This is a genomic window from Arthrobacter sp. NyZ413, from assembly GCF_049390645.1.
Lineage (GTDB): Bacteria > Actinomycetota > Actinomycetes > Actinomycetales > Micrococcaceae > Arthrobacter.
On the sequence record NZ_CP155434.1, the window covers coordinates 1,270,129 to 1,296,730 of the forward strand.

At 65.6% G+C, this 26,602-nt stretch carries 25 protein-coding genes; 13 read left to right on the forward strand and 12 right to left on the reverse strand.

What is annotated here, in order from left to right; translation table 11 throughout:
• Positions 1-12 precede the first annotated feature (12 nt).
• Entirely contained in the window at positions 13-633 is a 621-nt protein-coding gene (locus ABCW42_RS06065; protein ID WP_423184005.1) for a rhomboid family intramembrane serine protease, read from the forward strand.
• A 99-nt stretch (positions 634-732) separates the two neighbouring features.
• Here the strand turns inward: ABCW42_RS06065 and greA are convergent, their stop codons facing one another.
• Complete coding sequence (gene greA / locus ABCW42_RS06070; protein ID WP_133204114.1) at positions 733-1,227, reverse strand: transcription elongation factor GreA; 495 nt, start codon at positions 1,225-1,227, stop codon at positions 733-735.
• A 152-nt stretch (positions 1,228-1,379) separates the two neighbouring features.
• On the reverse strand, positions 1,380-1,838 hold the full coding sequence (locus ABCW42_RS06075) for a DUF4307 domain-containing protein (protein WP_423184006.1): 459 nt from the start codon (positions 1,836-1,838) through the stop codon (positions 1,380-1,382).
• Positions 1,839-1,967: 129 nt separating this feature from the next.
• Between ABCW42_RS06075 and mca the strand changes: the two genes are divergently transcribed.
• From mca to ABCW42_RS06090, 3 genes are all read left to right on the forward strand, one after another.
• The gene (gene mca / locus ABCW42_RS06080) at positions 1,968-2,873 is read left to right on the forward strand and encodes a mycothiol conjugate amidase Mca (RefSeq protein ID WP_423184007.1); all 906 of its coding nucleotides are present in this window, start codon (positions 1,968-1,970) and stop codon (positions 2,871-2,873) included.
• Positions 2,874-2,969: 96 nt separating this feature from the next.
• A complete protein-coding gene (locus ABCW42_RS06085; RefSeq protein ID WP_423184008.1) occupies positions 2,970-3,248 on the forward strand; it encodes a hypothetical protein in 279 nt (92 codons plus the stop codon).
• Complete coding sequence (locus ABCW42_RS06090) at positions 3,226-5,460, forward strand: thioredoxin domain-containing protein (protein WP_423184818.1); 2,235 nt, start codon at positions 3,226-3,228, stop codon at positions 5,458-5,460. The genes ABCW42_RS06085 and ABCW42_RS06090 overlap by 23 nt, the downstream gene beginning before the upstream one ends.
• 50 nt (positions 5,461-5,510) lie before the next feature.
• Here ABCW42_RS06090 and trhA read toward each other — a convergent pair whose 3' ends face one another.
• Complete coding sequence (gene trhA / locus ABCW42_RS06095) at positions 5,511-6,164, reverse strand: PAQR family membrane homeostasis protein TrhA (protein WP_423184009.1); 654 nt, start codon at positions 6,162-6,164, stop codon at positions 5,511-5,513.
• 232 nt (positions 6,165-6,396) lie between these two features.
• On the opposite strand from trhA, the gene ABCW42_RS06100 reads away from it, so the two are divergent.
• Both ABCW42_RS06100 and ABCW42_RS06105 read left to right on the forward strand, forming a co-directional pair.
• A complete protein-coding gene (locus ABCW42_RS06100; RefSeq protein WP_423184819.1) occupies positions 6,397-7,158 on the forward strand; it encodes an isoprenyl transferase in 762 nt (253 codons plus the stop codon).
• Positions 7,159-7,500: 342 nt separating this feature from the next.
• A complete protein-coding gene (locus ABCW42_RS06105) occupies positions 7,501-8,814 on the forward strand; it encodes a PhoH family protein (RefSeq protein WP_423184820.1) in 1,314 nt (437 codons plus the stop codon).
• Positions 8,815-8,911: 97 nt separating this feature from the next.
• Here the strand turns inward: ABCW42_RS06105 and ABCW42_RS06110 are convergent, their stop codons facing one another.
• Positions 8,912-9,682 (reverse strand): hypothetical protein, encoded by a 771-nt coding sequence (locus tag ABCW42_RS06110; RefSeq protein ID WP_423184010.1) that lies wholly within the window; start codon positions 9,680-9,682, stop codon positions 8,912-8,914.
• A 59-nt stretch (positions 9,683-9,741) separates the two neighbouring features.
• Here ABCW42_RS06110 and ABCW42_RS06115 point away from each other — a divergent pair, with 59 nt between their 5' ends.
• Both ABCW42_RS06115 and ABCW42_RS06120 read left to right on the forward strand, forming a co-directional pair.
• Complete coding sequence (locus ABCW42_RS06115) at positions 9,742-10,275, forward strand: prepilin peptidase (protein ID WP_423184011.1); 534 nt, start codon at positions 9,742-9,744, stop codon at positions 10,273-10,275.
• Positions 10,276-10,402: 127 nt separating this feature from the next.
• Positions 10,403-10,876, forward strand: a complete 474-nt coding sequence (locus ABCW42_RS06120) for an NUDIX hydrolase (protein ID WP_423184012.1) — start codon at positions 10,403-10,405, stop codon at positions 10,874-10,876.
• A gap of 142 nt (positions 10,877-11,018) precedes the next feature.
• Here ABCW42_RS06120 and ABCW42_RS06125 read toward each other — a convergent pair whose 3' ends face one another.
• The 3 genes from ABCW42_RS06125 to ABCW42_RS06135 all read right to left on the reverse strand — a co-directional run bounded on the left by ABCW42_RS06125 (position 11,019) and on the right by ABCW42_RS06135 (position 13,872).
• On the reverse strand, positions 11,019-12,455 hold the full coding sequence (locus tag ABCW42_RS06125) for a class II fumarate hydratase (protein WP_423184013.1): 1,437 nt from the start codon (positions 12,453-12,455) through the stop codon (positions 11,019-11,021).
• A 97-nt stretch (positions 12,456-12,552) separates the two neighbouring features.
• On the reverse strand, positions 12,553-13,167 hold the full coding sequence (locus ABCW42_RS06130; RefSeq protein ID WP_423184014.1) for a carbonic anhydrase: 615 nt from the start codon (positions 13,165-13,167) through the stop codon (positions 12,553-12,555).
• A 9-nt stretch (positions 13,168-13,176) separates the two neighbouring features.
• A complete protein-coding gene (locus ABCW42_RS06135) occupies positions 13,177-13,872 on the reverse strand; it encodes a DUF4245 domain-containing protein (protein ID WP_423184015.1) in 696 nt (231 codons plus the stop codon).
• A gap of 259 nt (positions 13,873-14,131) precedes the next feature.
• Here ABCW42_RS06135 and glpX point away from each other — a divergent pair, with 259 nt between their 5' ends.
• Positions 14,132-15,151, forward strand: coding sequence for a class II fructose-bisphosphatase (gene glpX / locus ABCW42_RS06140; RefSeq protein ID WP_423184821.1), 1,020 nt, complete (start codon positions 14,132-14,134; stop codon positions 15,149-15,151).
• Between the two features lie 129 nt (positions 15,152-15,280).
• Here glpX and ABCW42_RS06145 read toward each other — a convergent pair whose 3' ends face one another.
• From ABCW42_RS06145 to ABCW42_RS06160, 4 genes are all read right to left on the reverse strand, one after another.
• Positions 15,281-16,216: a lipid II:glycine glycyltransferase FemX gene (locus tag ABCW42_RS06145; protein WP_423184016.1), complete on the reverse strand. Its 936-nt coding sequence runs from the start codon at positions 16,214-16,216 to the stop codon at positions 15,281-15,283.
• Between the two features lie 2 nt (positions 16,217-16,218).
• Complete coding sequence (manA, locus tag ABCW42_RS06150; RefSeq protein ID WP_423184017.1) at positions 16,219-17,469, reverse strand: mannose-6-phosphate isomerase, class I; 1,251 nt, start codon at positions 17,467-17,469, stop codon at positions 16,219-16,221.
• Between the two features lie 135 nt (positions 17,470-17,604).
• Complete coding sequence (gene purE, locus ABCW42_RS06155; RefSeq protein WP_423184018.1) at positions 17,605-18,183, reverse strand: 5-(carboxyamino)imidazole ribonucleotide mutase; 579 nt, start codon at positions 18,181-18,183, stop codon at positions 17,605-17,607.
• A complete protein-coding gene (locus ABCW42_RS06160; RefSeq protein ID WP_423184822.1) occupies positions 18,180-19,319 on the reverse strand; it encodes a 5-(carboxyamino)imidazole ribonucleotide synthase in 1,140 nt (379 codons plus the stop codon). Before ABCW42_RS06160 ends, purE begins: the two co-directional genes overlap by 4 nt.
• A 224-nt stretch (positions 19,320-19,543) precedes the next feature.
• Here ABCW42_RS06160 and ABCW42_RS06165 point away from each other — a divergent pair, with 224 nt between their 5' ends.
• Positions 19,544-20,098 carry a GtrA family protein gene (locus ABCW42_RS06165; protein ID WP_423184019.1) on the forward strand — a complete coding sequence of 185 codons (555 nt, stop codon included), beginning with the start codon at positions 19,544-19,546 and terminating at the stop codon, positions 20,096-20,098.
• Here the strand turns inward: ABCW42_RS06165 and ABCW42_RS06170 are convergent.
• A complete protein-coding gene (locus tag ABCW42_RS06170) occupies positions 20,085-20,783 on the reverse strand; it encodes a TIGR03089 family protein (protein WP_423184020.1) in 699 nt (232 codons plus the stop codon). The genes ABCW42_RS06165 and ABCW42_RS06170 overlap by 14 nt on opposite strands.
• A 364-nt stretch (positions 20,784-21,147) precedes the next feature.
• On the opposite strand from ABCW42_RS06170, the gene ABCW42_RS06175 reads away from it, so the two are divergent.
• Genes ABCW42_RS06175 through ABCW42_RS06185 form a run of 3 tightly spaced genes read left to right on the forward strand, consistent with a single transcriptional unit; the run spans position 21,148 to position 26,601 of the window.
• Positions 21,148-21,693 (forward strand): WhiB family transcriptional regulator, encoded by a 546-nt coding sequence (locus tag ABCW42_RS06175; RefSeq protein ID WP_423184021.1) that lies wholly within the window; start codon positions 21,148-21,150, stop codon positions 21,691-21,693.
• Entirely contained in the window at positions 21,693-25,019 is a 3,327-nt protein-coding gene (locus ABCW42_RS06180) for a glycosyltransferase (RefSeq protein ID WP_423184823.1), read from the forward strand. Before ABCW42_RS06175 ends, ABCW42_RS06180 begins: the two co-directional genes overlap by 1 nt.
• Positions 25,012-26,601, forward strand: coding sequence for a DUF5719 family protein (locus ABCW42_RS06185; protein ID WP_423184022.1), 1,590 nt, complete (start codon positions 25,012-25,014; stop codon positions 26,599-26,601). The genes ABCW42_RS06180 and ABCW42_RS06185 overlap by 8 nt, the downstream gene beginning before the upstream one ends.
• The last annotated feature ends 1 nt before the right edge of the window (position 26,602 follow it).

The following is a 26,602-nucleotide window of genomic DNA, read 5'->3' on the forward strand; positions in this document are numbered from 1 at the left end:
CGGCAGGCGGCCATGGTCCTTTACCCGAACGCGGACGCGCCCTCGCCAGGCAAGGATTCGCTGGCGAGGCGCGCCCGCGGAGGACTGCTGTTCATGATCGGCTTCGTCGCCCTGCTCGCGGTGATCGAAGTCCTCAACACCATGATGTTCGGCAGCCTCAACCGGACGTTCGGCTTGCGCCCGCGCACCCTGGACGGGATCTTCGACATCCTGACGTTTCCGCTCCTGCACGCCAGCTTCGGCCACTTGCTCTCCAACGCGTTGCCGCTGATCATCTTCGGCTTCCTGGTGTTCCTGTCCGGCCTGCGGGTGTTCCTGACGGCGCTGGCCTTCAGTTGGCTCGGTTCGGGCCTCGCAGTGTGGTTCTTCGGTACCGGCGGGGTGACCGTTGGCGCGTCAGGGCTGGTTTTCGGACTCTTCGCGTTCCTTTTGGTGAGGGGATTCTTCAACCGCAGTTGGTGGCAGATCCTGCTATCCGTGGTGTTGTTCCTCGCCTATGGCGGGATCTTGTTCGGGATGCTGCCCACGGTCATGGGCGTCGTCTCGTGGCAAGCGCACCTGGGCGGGGCGATCGGGGGAGTCGTCGCGGCGATACTCCTGCGCCCGCGGCGGGCAGGGGCGCCAACAGCGTAGCAAGCCGCCGGCCACCCGGTGCCGAAACGCAGAAACGCCGGCCTTCCGCGAACGGGAGGGCCGGCGTCGTGTTTTGTGGCTGGTAGGCCGGAAGGCAGGTTAGCCGGAGAACGGCTTGGCGGAAACGATCTCCACCGGGATTTCCTTGCCGTTCGGGGCGACGTAGCTCAGCTTCTCGCCTTCCTTGTGGCCGATGATGGCAACGCCCAGCGGCGACTTCTCGCTGAAGACGTTGAGATCGGAATCGCCGGCGATTTCGCGGGATCCGAGGAGGAACGTTTCTTCGTCGCCGGCGATGCGTGCCACGACGAGCATGCCGGGCTCGACGATTCCGTCGTCGGCCGGAGCTTCGCCAACCTGGGCATCGCGCAAGAGCACGGTCAACTGGCGGATGCGGGCTTCGATCTTGCCCTGTTCTTCCTTCGCGGCGTGGTATCCGCCGTTTTCCTTGAGGTCGCCTTCCTGGCGGGCGGCTTCGATCTTCTGCACGATTTCGGCACGGCCAGGGCCGGAAAGGTGGTCCAGCTCTGCCTTCAGGCGGTCAAATGCGTCCTGGGTGAGCCAAGCTGCAGGTGCGCTGTTGGTGGTCGACACGGACTTCTCCTTATGGATCCGACAAGCAAAAACCCGCTGGTGTTGGCAACTCGTGGAACTCAGCAACCAACTCAGCGGGGTCGAGGTATTGATCCAGTGTAGTCAATCAAGTGGGCGAACCCAAGCTGACTGAGTCGCGGGTCACTTCTTTGTTATTTCCCGTTACTGTCGATCCAGCAGTTGTCCACGGAGGCGGAGACGGCTTGCGATTCGGTCCGCAGGATTGTCCTGTGGACAGTTGTCTGCCCGCCGTCGGCGCTGGCCTTGGGGTCGTTCGGGCCGATCACAACAACCTTCCAGCCGACCACCCCGAACGTGGAATCCAATGCCTTCACGGCGCACTTCGCCGTGGCGCCGGGATCCTTGGTGACCTGGAAGTCCGCTTCGGACTGGGTGGCATCCGTAGAGCTGTAACCCACGTCCTTGTAGGAAACGGAGGGGCCGGAAGGGGCCATGGTGATCCAGGCCAGGAGTCCGATGGCCACAAGGAGGCCGGCAATCAAAATGTTGCGCCTGGTTTTACCCCCGAAGGCGCGCTTTTGGCCGCCGTAGCGATTGGCTAGGCTGGTAGTTGCCGGCAGCGCCGCGCCCGATGGGTCCTCCGAAGTCACCCACCTAGTTTAGTGGCCTTCCGGAGCCTCGGCGCACACGGCCGGAGACGGCGTTCCGGCGAGCCCGAAAACGTCCAAGGGCATGAAGGCATCATGAAGGCAACACCGCAGAAAGAGGAACCGTTCCGGATGAGCACATCCACCAGCACCACCCCGCAGTTGAGGTTGCTCGCAGTCCACGCGCACCCGGACGACGAATCGAGCAAGGGCGCCGCGACCATGGCGATGTATGCCGCTTCCGGAGTCGACGTCATGGTGGCCACGTGCACGGACGGTTCCCGGGGAGACATCCAGAACCCTGCCATGGAGTCCGCGCCGCATCCGAAGCGGGACATGGCCGGAGCCCGCCGCCTCGAGATGGATGCGGCGGCCGCGGTGCTGGGAGTCAAGCAGCGTTGGCTCGGTTTTGTGGACTCCGGCCTGCCGGAAGGCGAGCCGATGCCCCCGCTTCCGCCGGGTTGCTTCGCGCTCCAGCCCCTGCAGCGCGCCGCCGCGCCGTTGGTCCGGCTGGTCCGCACCTTCAAGCCGCACGTCATTGTGAGCTACGACGAAAACGGCGGCTACCCCCACCCGGACCACGTCATGGCCCACAAGGTCGCGGTGGAGGCGTTCCACGCGGCCGGGGACCCTACGCGTTATCCGGGAACCGGCGAGAGCTGGGCACCGAGCAAGTTGTACTACGACCGCGCCTTTAGCCCGGAGCGGTTCCGCGCGTTGCACTTCGCCCTTGAGGAAGCGGGACTTCAATCGCCGTACGCCGAACGGCTTGCCGCCTGGCTTGAGGCCGACGCTGAAGGCCACACGCCGCCAAGAACCGCCAACCCGACCACCACCCAGGTTGAATGCGGTGACTTTTTCGAGGCCCGGGACGATGCCCTCCGCGCGCACCGGACCCAGATCGATCCGCTCGGCTTCTTCTTCGCGGTGTCGCCCGACATGCAGCGAAAGGCCTGGCCTTGGGAGGACTACACCTTGGTCCACTCGAGCATTCCTCCGGAACTGCCGGAAAAGGACCTGTTCGCGGGGCTAAGATAGGAGGGCCGGCGTTTTCTATCCTGCGTAGAATTCGCTCCTGGAACCCCCACAGCCTGGAACCCCCACAGCCTGGAACCCCCACAGAAGGTTTGAACCGTGCAGCACTTTCTCATTGCCCTGGCCGCGACCCCGTCGCCTTCCCCGACGCCGTCGCTGCGCCCCGGCTTGTCGGAAGACCAGGTGACCCCGGGAACCTGGGGATTCGTCCTGACAGCCTTCATTGTTGTGCTGACCACCTTCCTGATTGTGGACATGGTCCGCCGCATCCGCCGGGTCCGGTACCGCGCCCAGGTCGAGGAAGCGCGCCTGGCCGCCGAAACGGGCGGCGCATCCGACGTGGAAAACGATGGCGATGCCGGCGCCGGAGCCCGCTGAGCAGGGCACAGCCAGGGAATGGCCGGGGGCTTCGAACGCCCTCGGTTCCGAACCGTCCGCATACTTGCGCCAGCACGCGCACAATCCGGTGCATTGGCGCCCCTTCGGTGACGAAGCCTTCGCTTTTGCAACCGCCCGGGACGTCCCCGTCTTCCTCTCCATCGGCTACGCCGCGTGCCACTGGTGCCATGTCATGGCGCACGAGTCGTTCGAAGACCAGGGGACCGCGGACTACCTGAACGCCAACTTCGTGGCCATCAAGGTGGACCGCGAAGAACGGCCGGACGTGGACGCGATCTACATGGCGGCCACCCAGGCCATCAGCGGCGAGGGCGGCTGGCCGATGTCCGTCTTCCTGACTCCCGAAGGCCTCGCGTTCCACGCGGGCACCTACTTTCCGCCGAAGCCCCAGCCGGGCCGTCCTTCTTTCCGGCAAGTCCTCGAAGCGGTCCGGGAAGCCTGGCTGGAACGCCGGGACGCCGTCGAACAAAACGCGAGGGGACTCGCCGCCGGCATGGCGGAGGCGCAGCTTTCCACCGCGGTTTCCGTCGACGGTCCCCCGCCGGCGGTGGACCGCAAGCTGCTCTCGGAGGCCGTGCGGCTCCTTGCCCGCTCTGAGGACCCCGACGGCGGTGGCTTCGGCAACGCTCCCAAGTTCCCGCCGTCGGCGGTTCTTGAGTTCCTGGTCCGCCACGCGGCAGTCCCTTCAGGGACTTCCGACGCCGCCCGGGACCTGGCGGGGCGGACGCTCGCCGCGATGGCCCGCTCAGCTTTGTGTGACCAACTCGACGGCGGGTTCGCGCGGTATTCGGTCACGGCCGATTGGTCCGTGCCGCATTTCGAGAAGATGCTCTACGACAATGCGCAGCTGCTTCGCGTCTATACGCACTGGGCACGGCTGGAGGGCGACCGGGTCCTGCCCGCCGGGGAAGCCGCGGCTGTGGTCTCGCGGGCTGCCGACTGGATGCTCGACTCGCTCGGGGTTGGCGGCTCCACGGCGCCGGGAGGGCTCGCGTCCTCCCTTGACGCCGACACTGTGGTGGACGGTGTGCATCACGAAGGGGCGTCGTACCTGTGGACCCCTGAAGGCCTCGAAGAGGCACTTGGGCCGGGCGACGGCGCGGCAGTGGCGCAGTTCATGAATGTCGGTCCGCGCGGCACGGTTTCGGCCCTCGGTTCGCCGCTGCACCCCGGCAGGCACCTCTCGGGCTCCGAATCGAGGCTATGGAACCGTGTCCGGCCGGCCCTTCGCGAAGCCCGTTCCGCGCGCCCCCAGCCGGACCGGGACGACAAAGTGGTGGCCGGGTGGAACGGCTTGGCCATCGCCGGGCTCGCCGAGGCCGGAGCGGTCCTTGATCGGCCGGAGCTCGTCGCGGCCGCGGAAAACATCGCCGATTACCTGGCGCGAGTGCACTGGCGTCCGCCGGCGGGTGGCGGCGAACCCGTGTTGATGCGGGTCTCGCACGACGGCGTCGCCCGGGGCATCGGCGGCTCGCTCGAAGACTATGCCTTTTGCGCGGAAGGATTCCTCGCCCTCTACGCCGTCACGGGGAAACGGCGTTGGTACCGCTTCGCTGAGACGTTGATCCGGGAAGCCTGTGCCCGTTTTGTCGTGGACGGCAGGCTGGCCGACTCCGTGGGCGAATCTGCCCAGGTCTTCAACGCCCAGGGGCAGCACCCGGGGCTGGATCCTTTCGATAACGCGGCTCCGAGCGGGGCGTCTGCCTTCGCCGGCGTGCTCCTGGCTTACGCCGCATATTCCGGCTCGCACGAGCACCGGACCATGGCCGGCAACATCCTCTCCGTCCTGCCTCCGCTGGCTTCGCGTGCCCCGAGGGTGGCCGGATGGTTGCTCGCGACCGCCCAGGCGGCTGTTGCCGGTCCGGTCGAGGCGGCAGTGTCCGGTCCTGCCGGGCAGCGGCAGCGAGAGCTCCACCGAGCCCTTCTGTCGTCGCCGAGCCCTGGAATGGTCGTGGCCGTCTTGGCCGGTGAACAGGCCCGGAGGGACGACGACGGCGGCCTGCCCGGAACCGGGCATCCGGAACGTGAGGTGCCGCTGCTGGAGTCGCGCTTGCCTGCCGCCGACGGCTCGCCCCAGGTGTACTTGTGCCGGGGGATGGTCTGCGACCTGCCTGTTGGCTCCGTCGAGGAACTCGCCGCGCGCCTCCAGGCCATGACGGAAGATTCGGCGCAGGGCGGGACGGGTTGGTAGGGCGGGACGGGTTGACAGGGTGGGACGGGTTGGTAGGGCGGGACGGGTAGCTAACTGAGCACGGCCATCATGATCGCCACGAAGTGCGCCGCGAACGCCAGGACCGTGAAGGCGTGGAACAGCTCGTGGAAGCCGAAATTCGCGGGGCTGAAGTTGGGCCTCTTGATGCCGTAGAACACTGCTCCGGCGATGTAGAGCGCGCCGCCGACGCAAATCAGGATCGAGGCGGCGGCATTGGCTGCGAAGAATTCGGGCAGGAAGATGACGGCGCTGCAACCGAGGGCCACATAGATGGGCACGTAGAGCCAGCGGGGAGCACCCGTCCACAAAACCCGGAACAAGACCCCAAGTAACGCCCCTGACCAGATCATCCACAAGACGAGCTCGGCCTTTGGCCTTGCCAGGAGCACCCAGGACAAGGGCGTGTAACTGCCCGCGATGACCAGCATGATGTTGGTGTGGTCCAAGCGCTTGAGGATCGCTTTGGTCCGCGGTTTCCAAGTACCGCGATGGTACACGGCCGACACGCCGAAGAGCAGGGCGCCTGTGAGGGCGTAGATGGCCGAGGCGATTTTCCGGTCCGTCGTCGGCGCGACGGCCACCAGCACAATGCCGGCGGCTATGGCGAAAGGCGTCGCGACGGCATGTATCCAACCGCGCCACGTCGGTTTGAGTGGCTCGAGGGTGGGCTGCTCCAACATCATTCAAGGGTACCTCGCGGCTGGTCAAAGTTACCGGCGAGTAACGCCATTGGCCGTTTGACGCAAACCCCCGCATGCGCCGACCGGTCAGCTTGGGAAGGTAGCCTTGGTGGTGCACCTGCGGCACGGGTCCGCAGGTGGCGATAGCGGTTTGGCCGGGGCCACCAGCCCCACCCGCCTGCCGCCGTCGTAGTTTTCCGCTGTTCTGTGCCCAGGAAGTCAGGTGAGTGTCCGGATGGAGTTGCCCGGGTTCCTTTATGGCTTCTACGAGCGCAAATTGCTCCGCTCCCTGGAACAGGACAAGATTCCCCGCCACATCGGAGTCATGGTTGACGGCAACCGCCGGTGGGCCAGGCAATTCAACGCTCCCACGAGCGAAGGCCACCAGGCGGGCGCGGACAAGATCCACGAATTCCTCGGCTGGTGCCAGGAACTTGGCGTCAAAGTGGTCACGTTGTACATGCTCTCGACGGACAATATGAACCGTTCGGGGGAAGAGCTCGAACTCCTCATGGGGATAATCGCAAACACCCTGGACCGGCTCGACGAAGACGCCGATATTTCTGTCCACGCCATGGGCGCGCCGGAGCTCTTGCCCGACTACCTGGCCGAGCGTCTCAACAAACTCACTGCCCGCACGCCGGTGCGCGAGAAGGTCCACGTGAATGTCGCGGTCGGGTATGGGGGCCGTCGCGAGATCGTGGACGCCGTCCGCGAACTGCTGCACGACGCCGTCGCGCACGGCCGGGACATGTCCGACGTCGCGGATGGACTCTCGGTGGACGACATCTCACGGTTCCTCTACACCCGCGGCCAGCCCGACCCCGACCTCGTGATCCGCACCTCAGGCGAGCAGCGACTCTCCGGGTTCCTCATGTGGCAAAGTGCCTACAGCGAGTTCTACTTTTGCGAGGCGCTCTGGCCCGCGTTCCGGAAGATCGACTTCCTGCGCGCCCTGCGCGACTACGCGGGCCGCCAGCGCCGATTCGGTACCTGACCACGGTGTCGCGGCGGTGACGACGGCGTGATCCCGCGTTTACGGGAAGTTCACACGCTATCTACGCGAATCGCCGTTTGCGGTCACCGGAAATGTAATTGCCCCGGAATACGTTATTCCCATCAGCAGGCAAACCGCCCGCTGATCGGGGAGGCCAGTAGATGGAGCGAAGCATCGCACCAGTTACGTGGGGGGCCCGCCCGGCCTTCCGGCCGAGCCGCCTTACGAAGAAAAGCCGGGCTCGCGCCCGGGGCTGGAGTCGATGTGGCCATTTCTGAGCAACTGCCCGTAGTCGTTTCCAACGGGGAAGGTTCAGCTACCTCCCGCGCCAAGCAGGCCAAAATAGGGCGGACCGCGACGTCCGACGTACTGACTGGCCGAAGCTATGTGATTGACACCTCAGTCCTGCTTTCGGACCCGCACGCATTGCTGCGCTTCGCGGAACACGAAGTCATTGTGCCGATTGTGGTCATCACTGAATTGGAAGGAAAACGCCACGACCCCGAACTGGGATATTTCGCCCGCAAAGCACTCAGGCTCCTAGACGACCTGCGCATCGAGCACGGCGGCCTGAACCAACCCATCCCGATCGGTACCGACGGCGGTACCTTGCGCGTCGAGATGAACCACGTCTCCACCGAAGTCCTCCCCGCCGGATTCCGGGGGGCCGACAACGACAGCCGTATTCTGGCCGTCGCGAAGAACCTCGCCAACGAAGGCCGCAATGTCACGGTGGTTTCCAAGGACCTCCCGATGCGCGTCAAGGCATCCGCGATGGGGCTGCTCGCCGACGAATACCGCAACGAACTCGTCAAGGACTCAGGGTGGACCGGCGTCGCGGAGATCGAGGCCAGCGAGGACGAGGTCAACACGCTCTACGGCCACGAACCGGTCTTCATTCCCGCGGCGGCCGAAATGCCGGTCAACACGGGCCTGGTCCTGCTTTCGAACCGGGGATCCGCCCTGGGCCGCGTGGGAGCGGACAAGCAAGTACGCCTCGTCAAGGGAGACCGCGACGTCTTCGGACTGCACGGCCGCTCGGCGGAACAGCGCCTGGCGATCGACTTGCTCATGGATCCGAGCGTGGGAATCGTCTCGATCGGCGGCCGGGCGGGCACAGGCAAGTCCGCGCTTGCATTGTGTGCCGGCCTGGAAGCCGTCCTGGAGCGCCGCGAACACCGCAAGGTCATTGTCTTCCGGCCCCTCTTCGCGGTGGGCGGACAGGAGCTTGGGTACCTCCCCGGCTCCGAAGCGGAGAAGATGAACCCCTGGGCACAGGCCGTTTTCGACACCCTTGGAGCGCTCGTCAGCCAGGAAGTTGTTGAGGAAGTCATGGACCGGGGCATGCTCGAAGTAATGCCGCTGACCCACATCCGCGGCCGTTCGCTCCACGACGCGTTCGTGATCGTGGACGAGGCCCAGTCCCTCGAAAAGAACGTGCTCCTCACGGTCATGAGCCGGATCGGCCAGAACTCGAAGATCGTACTGACACACGACGTCGCCCAGCGCGACAACCTCCGGGTCGGCCGGCACGACGGCGTTGCGGCAGTGGTGGAGACCCTCAAGGGGCACCCGCTCTTCGGCCACATCACGTTGACCCGCTCCGAGCGCTCGCCGATCGCGGCACTCGTGACGGAACTGCTCGAGGGGGCTTAACAGAGTTTGAGGGCCGTGGCGGGGTTCGCCCGCCGCGGCCCTTCGCTTGCCTGGACTCTTGCCTGGCCTATCGACTGCCTGGACTGTCGACGCTCGCTCAAGCGTGCGGCCCGATGTCCCAGCTGATGTGCTTTCGGACGTCCGTGAGGTTCATCGATTGGGCGAGGAAGAGGTCATCCAGCATGTATTCGTCCACTCCGAGGATCCGCATCCAGTGGCCCTGGCCGGAGGTGTCGCCGTCGAGCGACTGGCTGGCGACGCACACGCCGGTTCCTGAATCCACGCGCAGCAAGGTACGCCCGGGGAAACAAAGCGGCCGGGCGGCGTCCGATGGGGCATAGGTGCGTCCCGGCGTCGCGATGGTTTCCAAGGCGGGGCGGCCCTCATGGTCCACTTCGCGGATGGGGCCGAGCTCAAGCCGGTTGGATTCGGGAAACTCGATGGGGACCGGAGCGTTGCCGGCCAGTTCCACGGGATCCAGCGCTGCCGCCAGGCGTCCGTTGCCGAAGGACGGCTCGCCGTACGCGGCCTCCGGGCGCCGGCGGACCAGGCCGTGGGAGTCGTACACGGGAGTCACGAGATGGGCAGGCAAGAGCCAGGACTTGCGCTTGGATCCGAGGTACAGGCCGTCGCGGGAATCGTTGATGCCGGTGGTGCTGTGGAGGAGCTTTCCGTCCTGCGTTTCGAGCCGGAGCGCCCCCGGCCGCCGAAGCCACGCCCGGACGATCTCGCTTTCGTTGCCGGGGCGGTCAAGGTATTCGAACCTCAAGCTGGTCCATTTCCAAGGGGAGGAACGGCAGAGGTTCCGGAAGATCGAGGGCATGTCGGCGGTTTCGTTTCCTTGGAATCCTGCACTGAAGCGCCCCATATCCACAGTTTAGACGTGCGTGACCGGCGAAGGGTTGCGAAACCCGATAGCATCCGAGGGTGATCCGACGACTCGGCGAATTATGGGGGACGAGTTTCCCGGCCTTCTGGCTCTTGCTTGCGGCATGCCTGTACTTTGCGGTCATGGCTGCGCGGCTGACAGTCATTGACGTGCGCCATCACTTGCTCCCCAACAGGATCGTGTTCCCTTCGTACGCGATCGCCGGAGTGCTCCTGCTGGGTGCCGCGATCGCCGCGGGGACGTCCGACGGCGGTGCTTCCTTCCTCGGCGTGCCGTACCTGGGGATCGTGGCCGGGGGAGCGGTGTTGTGGATTTTCTACTTCATCCTGCGCCTCGCGTACCCGCCGGGGATGGGTTTCGGCGACGTCAAGCTGGCCGGTGTCCTTGGCCTCTATCTTGGCTACCTGGGATGGGCCCATGTTTTCGTAGGAACATTCGCCGCGTTCCTCTTTGGCGGGCTGTGGGGCCTGGTGGTGCTGGCATCCCGGCGCGGCACGCTGAAATCGTCCATCCCGTTCGGACCGTTCATGCTGGCAGGCGCCGCGGCGGCCATGCTGGTGCTGCCGGCCTGAACGGTGCTGCAGGCCTAAATGGTCCTGCAGGCCTAAATGGTCCTGCAGGCCACAAGGGCTGTCCTTCGGCCAACGCCGTGGGATACTCGCCCTACTGGCGGTTCCCATCCGGAAATGGAGGCTTTGAGTGGCAGTCCCGGAATTCATCCTGAACATCCGCGAGAAGATCGGCCACGATCCCTTGTGGCTGCCGGGCGTCCGCGGAGTGGTCCTGGACGGCGAGAACAGGGTCCTCCTGTGCCAGCGGGCGGACAACGGCCGGTGGACCTTGATTACGGGGATGCTGGAGCCGGGGGAGCATCCGGCGCCCGGACTGATCCGCGAGATCTTCGAAGAGACCGCCGTGGTAGCCGAAACCGAGCGGATCCTGGCCGTTGGCGTGATCGGTCCCGTCAAGTATCCAAACGGGGACGTCTGCGATTTCCTGGACATCGCGTTCAAATGCCGTTACGTGTCTGGTGACGCCCGGGTCAACGACGACGAATCGATCGCCGTCGGGTGGTTCGATATCCACAACCTGCCGGAGATCAGCGCAGGCCACCGCGAAACCATACGGCTCGCACTCGAGCCGGGCACCGACGTCGTCTACCAGCGCGATTGAGTTTGTGTACAGGTCTTGACCCTTAAGCGGCCGTTTAAGGGGTGTGACCTGTACACAAACTCGGAGAGTACGACGGCGGCCGGCGCGCTCCGTGGGGAAGGCGCCGGCCGCCGTCGGTCTGGCTGGGTGAACGGGCCGGAGGCTAGGCCTTGTGGGCCGGGCGCGTCATGGTGGTGACGTCGAGGGCCTTGTCGAGCTGCTCTTCCGTCAGTTCGCCACGCTCGAGGTAACCAAGGGAAACCACGGCTTCACGGATGGTCAACCCTTCGGCGACGGCCTTCTTGGCGATCTTCGCAGCGGCTTCGTAACCGATGAACTTGTTCAGCGGGGTCACGATGGACGGGGAAGCCTCGGCCAGGAAGCGGGCGCGCTCCACGTTGGCGGTGATGCCGTCGATCATCTTGTCGGCCATGACGCGGCTCGTGTTGGCCAGCAGGCGGATGGATTCGAGCAGGTTGGCTGCCATCACGGGGATGCCGACATTGAGCTCGAAGGCGCCGTTGGTGCCGGACCACGCAATCGCGGTGTCGTTGCCGATGACCTGGGCGCAGACCATGATCGAGGCTTCGCAAATGACCGGGTTGACCTTGCCGGGCATGATCGACGAGCCCGGCTGCAGGTCCGGGATGGCGATTTCGCCGAGGCCCGTGTTGGGGCCGGAACCCATCCAACGGAGGTCGTTGTTGATCTTCATGAAGGAGATCGCGATGTTGCGCAGCTGGCTGGAGCCTTCGATGAGGCCGTCACGGTTTGCCTGTGCCTCGAAGTGGTCACGTGCTTCGGTGAGCGGCAGGCCCGTGTCGGCAGCAAGGAGTTCGATGACGCGCTCCGGGAAGCCTTCCGGGGTATTGATGCCGGTGCCGACGGCAGTGCCGCCGAGCGGAACTTCGGCAACGCGGGGGAGCGCGGCGTTGATGCGCTCGATGCCGTAGCGGACCTGTGCCGCATAGCCGCCGAACTCCTGGCCCAAGGTTACGGGAGTGGCATCCATGAGGTGGGTACGGCCGGACTTGACGACGTCCTTGAATTCCGCAGCCTTGCGGTCGAGCGAGGCAGCCAGGTATTCCAGGGCCGGGATGAGGTCGTTGATCAGCGCCGACGTGGCGGCAACGTGGACGGACGTCGGGAAGACGTCGTTGGAGGACTGCGACGCGTTGACGTGGTCGTTCGGGTGGACAACTTTGTCGCTACCCTTGGCGGCCAGTGCACGGGAGGCGAGCTCTGCGATGACCTCGTTGGTGTTCATGTTGGAGGACGTACCGGAACCGGTCTGGAAGACGTCGATGGGGAAGTCGCCGTCGTACTTCCCGGCGGCGACCTCATCGGCAGCGTCCGCAATCGCCTCGGCGAGCTCGCCGTCGAGCACCCCCAGTTCGGCGTTTGCCAAGGCCGCAGCCTTCTTGACGCGGGCCAGGGCCTCGATGTGTGCGCGCTCAAGCGTCTTGCCTGAGATCGGGAAGTTTTCCACGGCGCGCTGCGTCTGGGCGCGGTACAGGGCGTTCACGGGGACGCGAACTTCGCCCATCGTGTCATGTTCAATACGGAACTCGGCCGTGCTGGATTCTTGAGTGGAAGTCATGGGGCTAGCTTATGGCGAGCGGCCGCTTGACCGAAAACCCGCTCGCCAACGCTACGGTCCTGCTTCCGGGCCTCCAGGGAGGCCCGGAAGCAGGCTTTTAAAGCTGGCCGATGCCCGAAACCAGCGCCGCGCGGCCTTCGTCGAGTTTGTAGGAGAGCCCGACGACGGCCACCCGGCCGTCGTCGATGGCGTCGGAAATCACACGGGAGCTGTCAGCAAGCCGGTGAGCGGTCTGCCTGACGTGTTCCACCACCATGTCGTTCACTTCGGTCTCGTCATTGCGCTTCGCGGTCAGGACGGACGGCGTAATGCGCTCCACGAGGGACCGGATGAAGCCGGTGGGCATCTCACCGGTTTCCACCGCGCTCTTGGTTGCGGTCACCGCGCCGCAGCTGTCGTGGCCGAGGATCACGATGAGCGGAACATGGAGTTGGCTGATGCTGTATTCGAGGGAACCCAGGACGGCGTCGTCGATCACTTGTCCGGCCGTGCGGATGACAAAGACATCGCCGAGGCCGAGGTCGAAGATGATCTCGGCGGCGAGCCGGGAATCCGAGCAGCCGAAGATTACGGCGAAGGGGTGCTGGTCGTTGACGAGCGAACTCCGCCGGGATGCATCCTGGTTGGGGTGCTGGGATTCCCCGGCAACGAAGCGTTCATTTCCTTCGCGCAAACGGCGCCAAGCAAGGGCAGGAGTCAGGTAAGTAGCCACTCGGCTACTTTACGGCTTGGTGGTGGCAGGCTGCGAACGTGTGTCGCTGGCGGACGAGCTCGCGTCCGGGGAGGCGACGGGCGCCGCGTCCATCGCTTTCACCACGGCCGTGGCCATCGTGTCGAACTCATCGAAACCGGCCGTGCCGCTCAGGATGACGGTGGTGCCGCGGTAGTTGAGGACCAGGCTGCGGCTTCCCTTGCCTGTGTCATGGAGTTCCCAGTCATGCCCGCCGGCGCTACGGGTGCCGGTGACCGGAGCGTTGCCGGTTTCCTGGTAGACCCACGTCGGGTTGCCCTTGCGGGTCTGGATTATCCCGATGAATGCCTGCTTGGGAGTGAGGTAGCCGACCTCCCAGGTGGGGACGCCGTTGTTGGTCCCGGATTCCCAGCGCGCGTAGTTCGGACTGAATGTGTCGCCGGTATCGGGTGCAACAGGTGTGAATCCCGCCACATCTTTGGCGTTGGCCGAAGTCGCTGCCACATCCACGAGCGGCCGGAAGTTGGCGCTCTTCGGCGCCGGGTTCATCAGCACGATCGGCAGGAACGCCAAGACGCAGAGGAGCAGGGCAATGATCATGCCGATCACGGAGGCATTGGCCCGTTTGGCTGCTTTTGCCGCGATAACGGGCTTAACTACGGGTTGGTCGGCCGGGGCCGGATGGCTTGCTGCGGCGGCGCCTTCAGTCAGGGAAGAGCTGCCCATTGCTTTGTCCTGCGTTTCACTCACCATTCAATAGTCCCCTATCCGCGCGTCTAATACACATCGGAGGGTGTGCGCAAGGGCTACTCTTAGGGACGGTCATCCCATGACCGAGCCACTCTTCCGCGACTATGATCGTCCTATAACGAGGAATCATCCAGGCCGCCAGCTTCAAAAAACGCCAGGTTCAAAAAGGCTTGGCGTGGCCATTCCTGGTCCCACGAATCGCATCGAAGAAGAGGTTCACGTGTCTCCAGCGTCAATTTCCCCGAATTATTCCACCCTCTCGCCCGCACTCGCAGTTGGGACCGACGAGCCCGACCGTAACCTGGCCCTCGAACTGGTGCGCGTTACCGAGGCAGCGGCAATTGCCGGTGGTCACTGGGTTGGCTTCGGCGACAAGAACAAGGCGGACGGCGCCGCCGTCGACGCGATGCGTTCATTCCTCCACACCGTCCACTTCAACGGCGTCGTTGTCATCGGTGAGGGTGAGAAGGACGAAGCTCCCATGCTCTTCAACGGTGAGCAGGTTGGAGACGGCACCGGACCGGAGTGCGACGTCGCCGTCGACCCCATCGACGGAACCCGCCTGACGGCGCTTGGCATCAACAACGCGCTCGCCGTGCTTGCGGTCGCTGAACGCGGCGCCATGTTCGACCCCTCCGCCGTGTTCTACATGGAGAAGCTCGTCACGGGTCCGGAAGCTGCCGACATGGTGGACTTGCGTTTGCCGGTGAAGCAGAACCTGCACCTGATCGCCAAGGCCAAGGGCGTCAAGGTCAACCAGCTCAACGTCATGATCCTGGACCGTGACCGCCACCGTCCCCTCGTGCAGGAAATCCGCGACGCCGGTGCCCGCACCAAGTTCATCATGGACGGCGACGTCGCAGGCGCCATCGCCGCGGCCCGCTCCGGTACCGGCGTCGACGCCCTGATGGGCATCGGCGGCACGCCGGAAGGCATCGTGGCTGCGTGTGCCATCAAGTCCCTTGGCGGCGTGATCCAGGGCCGTCTCTGGCCCACGAGCGACGACGAGAAGCAGAAGGCCATCGACGCCGGCCACGACCTCGACCGCGTGCTGTCCACGAACGACCTCGTCACGAGCGACAACTGCTACTTCGCAGCTACCGGCATCACCGACGGCGACCTCCTGAAGGGCGTCCGCTACTCCAAGGACAAGGTCCTTACCCAGTCCATCGTGATGCGGTCCAAGTCCGGAACCATCCGCTTCGTCGATGCAGAGCACCACGCCAACAAATGGGAAACCTACGCCCGCAAGTAAGCTTCGTGTGCAAAAAGCGCCCCATTGCTCTGCGGCTATCTCCTCGTTCCTCGTCGATTTGATGCCGCTCCCGCAACAGGGCGCTTTTTGCTGTCCCAAGGCTTTCGTCGGGCTAATTGGAAGAAGGGATTAACGCAGTTTGTCCCGAAGCTTCCGCGCCAGTTGGTAAGCGCCGTACCGGAGCTTGTTCACCGGAAGGTCCCACGTTCCGGGGTACGAAATCTCGCGGCCCCCGAACGATTTCTTGAAGGCTGTGAAGCCGGCCCACTTGTGGTCGGGTTCGTCTTCCGGGGCGACACCCCACAGGTCCACATGCTGGAGCCCTTTCTCCTTGGCGTCGGCCATGAGGGTGACGAGCAACGGGATGCCCGCACTGAGCTTGCGGTGCGTGTCATCGAGCGCCGCATGGGCATAGGTCCGGGTGTCGGCGGAGTCGTACGCCAGGGCCGCCGCGATTGCCTCGCCTTCGAGTTCGGCAACAAAGAGGGTCCCGACGCCGGCGGGCATGAGTGAGCGGGCCACCGAAGCCAAGTACTCATCGCTTTGGGGTTTGAAGCCGTTGCGTGCCGCAGTCATGTGCAGGAAGTTCAGCAGGATGGAAATATCCTCTGGATCCTGCGACGAGCGGAACGTGACGCCCTTTTTATGGATGTTGCGGTAGAGGTTCCGGTTGGTGGGTTTCATGGCCGCCAGGACGTCCTTGAAATCTCCGGCGAGGTCCACCACCCAACTCAATTCGGGCTGCTGGTTGGACGGCGCGGGCTGCAGGCCGCGCGCCCGAAGCACGGCATCGCCGTCGTCCGCCCCGAACCCGGCGGTGACGGGCTCGATCCGGACGAATACAGCCCCCGCACGGCGCGCGATGGCCGCCAGGGCGGCAAGGGCGGCGTCGAACGCTTCAAGCGATTCCGCCACCGGACCGTAAGGCGCGTAGAGCACCTTTCCGGCAGGGTTCTTCTCTTCGACGGCGAGGAATCGCCAGCCTGGTCCCGACTGCTCGTGGACGGTGCGGCCGAGCGACCGCTGGAAGGAAGCCCACTCAGGCGTTTGCAGGAAATACTCCACCGCTAGTTCTCCAGACCGGTGGTGACGGCAAAGGCGATGCTCGGTGCCGTGCCGCCCATTGCCGGGTGCACCATGACGGGTTCCTCGGAGGCCGGGATGAAGGCGCTTCCGCCATGCGCGAGGCCGAGCTCGCTCTTGGGGGAGTCGAGCACGACGTCTCCGGACACGACGAGGACGACGGCGGGACCCGCCTGGGCGAGCGGCACCGGTTCCGCGCCGGGAGCCAGTTCAATGCGCTGGAGCTGGAATTCACGGAACGGCGGCACGTACAGGTCCTGGCCAAGGCCGGTAGTGCTGGGCCAGATGTGCGGGACGCCGAGGGACTCGAATTCGATGTTCTTCAGGAGCTCCGGCACATCGACGTGCTTGGGGGTCAGGCCGCCGCGAAGCACGTTGTCCGAAGCCGCCATGACCTCCACGCCAAAGCCCTTGAGGTAGGCGTGGACGTTTCCGCCCGGCAAATAGATGGCATCGCCAGGATCCAGGAAGACGAGGTTCAAAAGCAAGGAAATCAAGACGCCGGGGTCGCCGGGGAACTCATTGTTGATGCTTTGCAGCGCTGTGAGTTCCGCGGTGTGCTGGCCCATCGGCGCGCCGGACCGCAGGACCGAAACCACTTCCTCGGTAGCGGCAGAGACGGCCTCGCCGCCGTCGATGAGCCGGGTGAAGGCAGCCCGGAGGGCGGCGGATTCGTCGGACATCGAGAGGTCGGCGATGACCCCGGAGATGATTTCCGGAACCTCGATGACGGCCAGGTCCAAGAGCTTTGCGAGGTGCTCGAAAACGCGGCGGGAGCGTGCCGCGGGACGGAATCCGCACAGGGCCTGGAACGGCGTGAGGGCGAGGATCATTTCCGGCTTGTGGTTGTCGTCGCGGTAATTGCGTTCCGGCGAGTCGGCGGCCAGGCCGGCCGCGTTTTCCCGGGCGTAGCCTTCCCTGGCCTGCTGCAGCCGCGGGTGGACTTGCAATGACAGCGGCTTGTCCGCGGCAAGGAGCTTGGTGAGGAAGGGCAGGCGGGGGCCGAATTCGGCCACGCTGGATTCGCCAAGGAAATGTGCCGGGTCCGTGCTGATCAGTTCGTCCAGGCCAACAAGGGAACCGTCGGGACGGGTGGCCACCGACGGCGAGTCAGGGTGCGCTCCGATCCACAGCTCAGCTTCCGGGCCGCCCGAGGCGGGCCTTCCCAGCAACGAGGAGATCGCCGTCGTCGATCCCCACGCATACGGGCGCAATACGTTCTCAAGCTGGTACACGGCAGGGAATCCTTGTCGTCACGGAACTGGCAAATAGGTGGAATGGACTCGCGCCTTCCGGAAGGCGCACGGGACCGGTCAGGCCGGTCCCGGGGTGGTGGGGGCCGGCCTGGCTGCTGGACAAAGCCGCCCCTCCTAGCGGCCGCTCCGCGCGGAGACGTTGGCAGTCGAGAAGACCTCGGCCACTTTGTCGCGCAGCCGGGCTCCCTTTTCGCTGGCCGTGTTGTTGAGTTCCTGGGCAAACGTGAGGAGCTCGCCGCGCAATCGCACTGCGAGGTCGTCCCTTCCGGACGCGAGCATGCGAACGGCGAGCAGCCCCGCGTTGCGTGCCCCGCCGATCGACACTGTGGCCACGGGAACACCCGCGGGCATCTGCACGATCGACAGAAGGGAGTCCATGCCGTCAAGGGTCTTCAGCGGCACGGGGACGCCGATGACGGGCAGGGGAGTGACGGACGCGAGCATGCCGGGCAAGTGGGCCGCTCCGCCGGCGCCGGCGATGATGACGCGGATGCCGCGTTCATGCGCGGTTTGGCCGTAGCGGATCATCTCGGTGGGCATGCGGTGTGCGGAGACGACGTCGGCTTCGAAAGGAATGCCGAACTCGGCCAGGGCGTCCGCCGCGGCCTCCATGACGGGCCAGTCGGAATCCGAGCCCATGACGAGGCCTACGATCGGGGCTGCGGTTTGGTTGGCGCTGGTCTCTGCGCTCATGCGGTCTCCTCGGTGGTTGTCACTGCCGGCAGGCGGCCATCACGGATGGTGTCGGCCACTACCGTGGCGCGCTTGCGGATGGAATCGACGTCCGCGGCCGACGTGCCGACCAAGTTGACGTGGCCGATCTTGCGGCCCGCGCGCACGGACTTGCCGTAGCAGTGGACCTTCGCGGCCGGCTCGTAGGCGAGGGCCTTCGGATAGGCACTGAAGAGGTCCTCGTTGCTGCCTCCGAGGAAGTTCTTCATGACCACTACCGCGCCCAAGGCGTCCGTGGCACCCAGCGGGAGGTTGAGGACAGCGCGCAGGTGCTGTTCGAACTGGCTCGTGACCGAACCATCCTGCGTCCAGTGGCCCGTGTTGTGGGGGCGCATCGCGAGCTCGTTGATCAAGAAGCCGACGCCGACGCCAGGAGTTTCAAAAAGCTCAGCGGCCATGACGCCGGTAACGCCGAGTTCATTGGCGATGCGCAGGGCGGCTTCCTCGGCGGCTGCGGCAACCTCCACGGGAATGTCCTGGGCCGGGGCGATGACTTCGTCGCACACACCGTCCACCTGGATAGTGTGGACCACCGGCCAGGCGCGGGATTCGCCGTCGGGAGTCCTCGCCACGAGCGCCGAAAGCTCGCGGCTGAAATCGACCTTCGCTTCTGCGAGAAGCGGGCTCATGGATTCGAACCAGTCGCTGGAGGACCGGGCGTCCTCGGCGGAGTGCAGGATACGGACACCTTTGCCGTCGTACCCGCCGCGCGGGGTCTTCAAGACGATCGGCCACCCGGTTTCGTCGCCGAAAGCTACGAGGTCTTCCACGCCGTGGACGGCTGCCCACGCCGGGTTGGGGAGGCCGAGCCTGTCTATCGCCGCGCGCATCACGAGCTTGTCCTGGGCGTTGACGAGGGCGTCAGGTCCTGGCTGCACGTTGACGCCGGCCTCGATGAGGGCACGCAGGTGTTCGTTGGGGACGTGCTCGTGGTCGAACGTCATGACGTCCAGGCCTTTGGAGAATTCGAGCAGCGCCGCCAAATCCTTGTAGTCTCCAACGGGAGCCGTTGCCACTGCCTGGACCGCCGAAACGTCCTCGCCTTCGGCCAGGACCCGGAGTTCAAAGCCGAGGGCTGTAGCTGCCGGAGCCATCATTCGGGCGAGCTGGCCGCCCCCCACCACACCAATTACTGGAAAAGTCACAAGGTTCAGCCTACCGAACCGGCGGCCGGATCCTTGATTCCGCATCGGTTTTGAGACTAATCAGGGGCGCTTTGGCGGCCCCGGAGCCGGGATCCATTCGGCGGGCTCCAAGGAAACGGCGCTAAAATAGTGATTTCGGCCCATCGGCCCCCAAATAACCACGGCCATGGAGGGTCATGATCAATTCACTTGCAGATCGCATGCGCGGGCTTGCCTCGCTCTTTTGGCGCGAAGTAGCCAAGTTCGGCGCTGTGGGCGGTGTTGGGTTCGTCATAGACAACGGCCTCACCTACTATCTCATGCACGGTCCGATGTCGGACAGTGAAGCGAAGGCCCGTTTTGTCGGCGCTACCGCAGCCACGATCTTCTCGTGGGTTGCCAACCGGTTCTGGACGTTCCGCCACCGCCGCCAGGCAAACGTGGTCCGCGAATTTGTCATGTTCATCGTGATCAACGGCATCGGCATCGGCATCTCCACGGGCTTCACCGCGATCGCCAAGTACGGCATGAACATCGAGGACAAGAACATCCTGTTCGGCGCCGGCGTCGTGGGCATTTTGGTTGCGACGGTGGTGCGCTTCTTCGCCTACCGGTTCCTCGTGTTCAACAAGGAGCTGGACGAAGAGCCGGCCTTCTCGCACGACCACGAGCTTATTGAAGCCCGCCGGAGGGCAGGCAACCTCGAGGAGTCCGGTTCCGAAGAAGGCGAAGAATCGCTTAGGCGCCGCTGACGCGTTCGTTGTCCAGCAGGTGCTGGGTGACCTCGACGTCCGGATGCACCAAGACGACGGAGCCGTCCTTCGTCCACGCGCCCAGGGCGTGGGCAAGGGCGGCTTCCAGTCCGTCCCCTGCGCGGACCAACAAGCGGACCCCCGGTTCATGGTCGGCGGCGAAACCGTCAAGCAATTCACTGTGCGCGTGCGCGGCGTCCGCCCGACGCAGCGCAGGCAGCGCGGCATCCGGTTCGGCGTGGGCCATGAACACGTCGCCGTGCGAACGGACTTCGGCCGCATAGTCGACGACGCCAACCGGCAGCTCTCCGGGCCAGCGCATCGCGAGTGCCGCGAGCGGAACGGCGACGACGGCGTCGAAGTCCGCGCCAGCGCCGGCGTCGGGCGTGTCCGTGACCAGGAGGTCCGCGCCGCCGCCGTCGAGCACGAGTTCCATTCCCACTTGCCAGCCGGCCAGCGCCCACACGAGGGACTTCCAGTGGGCCGGCAGGTCGAGGCGCAGGCTCATGCCCGGTTCGGCGTCGAGTTCGTCCTGGAGCAGGTTGCTGGTCTTGGCCACCCAGTTATCAAGCACGCGGCCTGAAAGCTCCACCCGTTCGGCGTCCGGCCCGTACCAGGTGAGCCGGGGTGACGTGGCGTTTCCGGAGCGCAGGGATGCCATCAGGTTTGTCGCGGGGGTGCTCATGGCTACATCTTGCCACGCGGTCCGCCGGCAGACGCCGGAGAAAGTGAATTGCGCCACATGGCCTGCGGCTGCAATGATGGCTTTGCCCGGTCCTTGATGGTTGATTTCGCGGAAATTCAAGAGAAATTCATCTCAATTGATGCGCGGCTACCGTTTCCCGCGGTGACACGCGGAACGCGCGGAAAAAATCCCGGGCGTGGCGCGGCCGGAATTCCTCCGGAATGTTGATTATTATCCCGGCGCGGCTTGACGGCCCGGTAGTTACACGCGTGTAATTAGGTATCGAAAGCCGTTGCGGTTAGATCGGATACACCACCGAGTACCGAATGAGCACGGCAGCAGCTGCAACATCAGGAGGGGCGCCATGGGGCATGCGTTGCGTATCCAGGAAGATGCAGTCGTCGCAGACTACGCGGCGGTTAAATACCGTTCGCGGGAAGTTCCGGGGGACTGGTACGTCGATCCGGCAGATCCGGAAGCGGCGGACCGCTACATCGAGACAACCCGCGAAGCACTCGAAGACCAGGCAACAGCTTTCCTCGCCGCCCATGAGGTGCTTGTAGGCGAGGCCGCGGCAGATCCGGAGGACGATCTCGACGATCCGCCCATGGAACTGCTCAGTCCGCTCGACAACCCGGCGCAGCCGGTGTGGATCGGACTTCCCGGCCAGGGAGGGTTCGCCGACGAGGGTGAACTTGGCTGGCAGACGGACGCTTTGTGCGCCCAGACGGATCCCGAGGCCTTCTTCCCTGAAAAGGGAGGCTCGACGCGGGATGCCAAGAAAGTGTGCGGGGCCTGCAACGTCCGTTCGCAGTGCCTCGAATACGCACTCGCCAACGACGAACGTTTTGGTATCTGGGGCGGGCTCTCCGAGCGTGAGCGCCGTAGGTTGAGGAAGCGAGCAGTCTGATTCTCAAAGCAGTACACGTTACCGCCGTCGTCGTCTCCCACGACGGCGGTAACTACCTCCCCAGAACACTGGCGGCTCTTCTGGGCCAGACGCGTCCGGTAGATGCCGCCATTGGCATCGATACGGGCTCCCGGGATAGGTCCCTGGCACTGTTGCAACGGGCCTTCGGCGAAGCCAATGCCGCCAACATCGGCGAGGCGAAGGGCGGGTTCGGCGCGGCCGTCATGGCCGGGTTGCCCGCTGCCGGCGCCGCTGGTGAATCCAGCCCCGTCGAATGGGTCTGGCTCCTTCACGACGACGCCGCCCCGGCACCCGACGCGCTGGCCGAACTCCTCCAAGCCGTCGAACGCGCCCCGTCGGTCACCGTGGCCGGTTGCAAGCAGCTGGCATGGGATGCCGAGCGCCGGCTCATCGACGCCGGTCTGTCCACGAGCCGTTGGGCCGAGCGCTTGACGCTCATCGAGGCAGACGAACTCGACCAAGGCCAGTACGACGGACGAACCGATACTTTCGCCGTGAATTCGGCGGGCATGTTGATCCGCCTGGACGCCTGGGAGGAACTGCGGGGCTTTGACCCGGCGTTCCCCGGCGTGGGCGACGACGTCGACTTCTGCTGGCGAAACTGGCTCGCAGGCAACAGGGTGGTGCTGGTTCCAGCCGCACGGATGTTCCATGTGGAGAACCGTCCGAACGGGATTGCGACCCCCTCCGCGGCCCGCAAGAGCCAAGTCCATTTGCGGCTCACCCACACTGCGCCGTGGAAGGTGCCCATCCACTGGATCGGCGCGCTCCTCGGCAGCTTGCTGAAGTTCGTGGCGAGCATCCTGGTCAAGGAACCGGGCTACGGGTTCTCCCAACTCGGCGCAACGCTGGCCGCTTTGTTCCGGCCCCGCGCGCTGTGGCGCTCGAGGCGGAACGCCCGCCGGACCCGCCGCGTTCGCCGTTCCGTCATCAGGGGCCTGCAGACGTCACGCCGCGAGGTGTGGGCCCACCGCCGCTCGCTCGTCGAGGCGATTGGCGCAGACGATTTTCCCGAGGCCCCCGACTCGCAGTCGTTGGAGCCGAGCGGCGATTCCGCCGACGATTTCGCCGACCTCGCCACCAATGAGCGCGGATGGATCGGCGCCGGCGCGGTGGCTGCCGGAATAATCGCCTTCATTGCATCCGCCTTCGGATTGCTTGGCCTCTGGGGTGCGAGCGGCGTCGTAGGTGGCGGCCTCTTGCCGTTGGACGCTGCCAGCGACATCTGGCGTTCGGCGTCGGGTTGGTGGATTGGCCTGGGCGCCGGCCTGCCCGGCCATGGCGACCCCTTCGGCTACGTGCTGTGGCTCGTGGCGATCCTGGGCGGGGGCGACTCCAACACGTCCGTTGTGTGGCTGCTGTTGCTCGCCATGCCCTTGGCCGGCCTGGGCGCCTGGTTTGCGGCGGGCTCCATGACAACGCTGCGCCGGTACCGCTTCATAGCCGCACTGGTGTGGGCCGCCGCCCCCGCCCTGCAGCTTGCCGTCAACCAGGGGAGGGCAGGAGCGCTTGTTGCCCACGTCGCCATGCCCTTGCTTTTCCTGGCGCTCATGCGGGCCACGGGGTCGGCACCCGGCCGGGACACGTCGTCGGCCTCGTCGAAGGCGATTGCCCCGGTGGAGGTCCGGAAGGCTCCCGGCAAACCGGGGACCAACGGCACGCCGTCCTGGACGGCCGCGGCAGCGGCCGGGCTCGCGCTGGCCGTAGTAACCGCTTCAGCGCCATCCTTGCTGCTTCCCTCGGCTGTCCTCATTGTCCTGTGCGGTGTTTTCCTCGGACGGCGCGGGCGGACCATGTGGTGGGCCCTGCTTCCGAGCGCCGCCCTGTTCGCGCCGTATGTGTTGTCCGTCCTCGAGCGGCCACGCGCGCTGCTGGCCGATCCGGGGTTGCCGTTGCCGTTCGATGCCGCTCCGCTGTGGCAGCAGTTCCTCGGCCAGCCGTTGAAGTTCGATATCAACGGCGGCCTGGCCGGGTTGTCGATGTTCGGTCCTTCGGGCGTGCCGTGGGCGCTGCTGCTCGCAGTACTGGTCGGCGGGCCCGTGCTCCTGCTCGCGGTGGCCGGCCTGTTCATTCCGGGGCGCCGCTCGAACATCGCGCGGCTCCTCTGGGCGGCCGCCCTCGTTTTCCTCGCCTGGGCGTGGCTCGCCGGGCATGTGGCAAGCAGCGCCAATGGCAACCAGCTTATTTCGACGTTCACCGGTCCGGCGGTCTCGGCCGCGGGCTTCGCGATCCTCGGAGCCGCCCTGATCGGCGCAGACAACCTTTTCCAGGTGGGTGCCAAGCCCGGGAACGGCCGCTTGGCCGGCCATGCCGCGCAGCGGACTATCTCAGCCGTGGCTACACTCCTTCTGGTCGCCGGTCCGTTGGCGAGCATGGGCGTGTGGGCAACCCAGAACGTGGTCGGAAATAGCGGAGCGTCCTCCGCGGGAGCCCTCGGCTCTGCACGCCTGGTCCAGCCGGCGGCCCAGAACACGCTTCCCGCCACCGCCGTCGACCACGGCCTCGGACCGGAACAGACCCGCACGCTGGTCATCACGGAAGATGACGACGGCGGCTATGCCTCCTCGCTCATGCGGGGCTCCGGCACCACCTTGGACTCGCTTTCCACCATCGCCTCCGCCAACTCCATCGTCGGTGCGCCGGGACAGGAAAAACTCGTTGCCGACGACGACGCGACGGCGTCGATCAGGAAGGCCGTGGCCACGATCGTCGCGGGAATCGGCGTGGACCCGCGTCCGGGCCTCGAAAAGCTCGGTGCCGGATTCGTGGTCCTCAAGGCTGACGACACCACTGCTCCGCTGACCGCAAGCAGGATCGACTCGGTTCCCGGCCTGGTGGCCGTCGGAAAGACCGACTCCGGATGGTTGTGGCGCGTCACACCGCTCAACCCGGCAGCCAATGCCGACGCGGAAACAGCGCACCGGGCGAGCGTGGTGGACGCCAAGGGCTCGGTGGTTGCGCTCCTGCCGTCGGACGGAACCTCGGTTGAAGCCAGAATTCCCGCGGGCGACGACGGCCGGCAGCTTGTGCTCGCTGAGCGGGCAGACGCCGGCTGGAGTGCCTGGCTGGATGGCCGCCAGCTAACCCCGACGACGTCGGGATGGGCCCAAGCGTTCACCCTGCCGACCGCCGGCGGCAAGGTCGAAGTCCGCTACAGCACCCCGTGGGAGCCGTGGCTCGGCGTCCTGCAGGTGGTGGTCATTGGACTGACTGTGTTGCTGGCCATCCCGATGCCCGCACGGAGGCCGAAAACGGGCGTCCTGAAGGAACAAAACTCCCTCCGTAAGGAATACAGCAGTGTCTAAGAAGAACCGCTCCAAAAAGAATGCCTTGGTGGTCGGCGTGCTGTCCGCCGCGGTTCTTCTCGCGGCCGGTGCGGGCATGGTCTCGGCTGCGTCCATCGTTCCGGGACCCGCGGGCAGCAAGTCGGTCGACCCCTCTTTCGCCGACGTTCCGGCCGGCCAGGCGACCGCCGTGTGCCCCGGGGCGCCCCGCCTCGCCGAGGGTAGCGCGGAGGGCACGGACAGCCAGTTCAGTCCTGTTTCGCGTTCGGCCAAGACCTTCCTCGATGCCCTGGTCGTGAGCGATGCCTCCGGTTCTGTTCCCCGGAGCGGGCTCGCGGCCCTGAACGGTTCGCCATTGGCCGAGATCGCCAAGGCTCCGGTGTCTGCGCCGGCTCCCGCCCCCGGACCGCCCGTCCTCAAGGCCGGAGTTGTTGCCCAACGGCCGATGGGGGACGTCACTGTGGTCGATGCCGATCCGGTCGGCGGCCAAAAAGCCGCAGTGGCCGGCTTGATGAGCTACTCGGCGAACGACGGCGATCTCCGCGGCCTCGCGGCGGCCCCTTGCCAGCAGCCCGGCAATGACGCGTGGCTTGTCGGCGCGAGCACGGCCCTTGGACGTACGGCGGTATTGAACATCAGCAATCCTTCGGGAACGCCCGCCACGGTCAACCTCGACCTCTACGGTGCCCGCGGCCAGGTCCAGGCGTCCGACAGCCGCGGCTTGTTGGTCTCGCCCGGGAGCACCCGCTCCATCAACCTGGCCGGTCTGGCCCCCAACGAAGGCCAGCTCGCGGTGCATTTGCGCAGCAGCGGCGGCCCGGTTGCCGCGAGCATCCAGCAGAGCATCCTTCGCGGTTTGACTGCCGGCGGCGTCGACATCATTACGCCCGGCGCTACCGCCGCGGATTCACAAGTCATGACCGGCGTCGACATCCAGGACCCGGGTGCCGTGAAGTCCCTCGCGGACAAGCCGGGCTTCGCCGACGTCGTTCCAACCTTGCAGATAGCCGTTCCTGGCTCCGTCGACGCGGTAGTTGACGTGCGCTTGTTCGGGCCGAACGGCCAGCGTGCCCTGCCGGGCGGGGGAGCTGTGACCGCCAAGGCAGGATCCGTTACCCAGGTGCCGCTCACCGGGGTCCCGGCCGGCATGTACACAGTGAGCGCGACGTCGGATGCCCCCTTCGCTGCGTCGAGCCGGGTCACGCGCGGGCTCAAATCGGACTCGCCGGTGGACTTCGCCTCGTCTCCCGCTGCGGTCCGCTTGGGCAGCCAGCACGTCATGGCGGTTCCGCAGGGCGGCACCCGGTTCTTGAGTTTCGGCGTGCCGGAGGGGCGGGCGACCGTCAGCTACACGCCGGTTACGTCCGACGGCAAAGTCCACAAGACCGAAACAGTGGACATTGCCGGGGGAACCACATCGGTGATCGAGGTCCCGGACAAGTCCGACGGCGCGGTGGTCTCGGGATTCATCGTCTCGGCCTCGGGCGATGCGGCCTACGGCGCGCTCGTGCTGGGCCAAAGCGACCAGCCGGGGGTTTCCGTACTTGCCATCCAGGACGGCGCCGCAGGGCAGGAAAAGGTCCAGGTCACCCTGGATTACTGAC

Excerpts from the sequence above, each read along its gene's own strand:
- ABCW42_RS06160 (WP_423184822.1), bottom strand. The coding sequence starts at position 19,319 with ATGATGGCTCCGGCAGCTACAGCCCTCGGCTTTGAACTCCGGGTCCTG.
- ABCW42_RS06090 (WP_423184818.1), top strand. The coding sequence starts at position 3,226 with ATGCCGGCGCCGGAGCCCGCTGAGCAGGGCACAGCCAGGGAATGGCCG.
- trhA (WP_423184009.1), bottom strand. The coding sequence starts at position 6,164 with ATGATGTTGGAGCAGCCCACCCTCGAGCCACTCAAACCGACGTGGCGC.
- ABCW42_RS06100 (WP_423184819.1), top strand. The coding sequence starts at position 6,397 with ATGGAGTTGCCCGGGTTCCTTTATGGCTTCTACGAGCGCAAATTGCTC.
- ABCW42_RS06110 (WP_423184010.1), bottom strand. The coding sequence starts at position 9,682 with ATGGGGCGCTTCAGTGCAGGATTCCAAGGAAACGAAACCGCCGACATG.
- ABCW42_RS06170 (WP_423184020.1), bottom strand. The coding sequence starts at position 20,783 with ATGAGCACCCCCGCGACAAACCTGATGGCATCCCTGCGCTCCGGAAAC.
- ABCW42_RS06135 (WP_423184015.1), bottom strand. The coding sequence starts at position 13,872 with ATGGGCAGCTCTTCCCTGACTGAAGGCGCCGCCGCAGCAAGCCATCCG.
- ABCW42_RS06175 (WP_423184021.1), top strand. The coding sequence starts at position 21,148 with ATGGGGCATGCGTTGCGTATCCAGGAAGATGCAGTCGTCGCAGACTAC.
- ABCW42_RS06065 (WP_423184005.1), top strand. The coding sequence starts at position 13 with ATGGTCCTTTACCCGAACGCGGACGCGCCCTCGCCAGGCAAGGATTCG.
- ABCW42_RS06125 (WP_423184013.1), bottom strand. The coding sequence starts at position 12,455 with ATGACTTCCACTCAAGAATCCAGCACGGCCGAGTTCCGTATTGAACAT.
- purE (WP_423184018.1), bottom strand. The coding sequence starts at position 18,183 with ATGAGCGCAGAGACCAGCGCCAACCAAACCGCAGCCCCGATCGTAGGC.
- ABCW42_RS06165 (WP_423184019.1), top strand. The coding sequence starts at position 19,544 with ATGATCAATTCACTTGCAGATCGCATGCGCGGGCTTGCCTCGCTCTTT.
- mca (WP_423184007.1), top strand. The coding sequence starts at position 1,968 with ATGAGCACATCCACCAGCACCACCCCGCAGTTGAGGTTGCTCGCAGTC.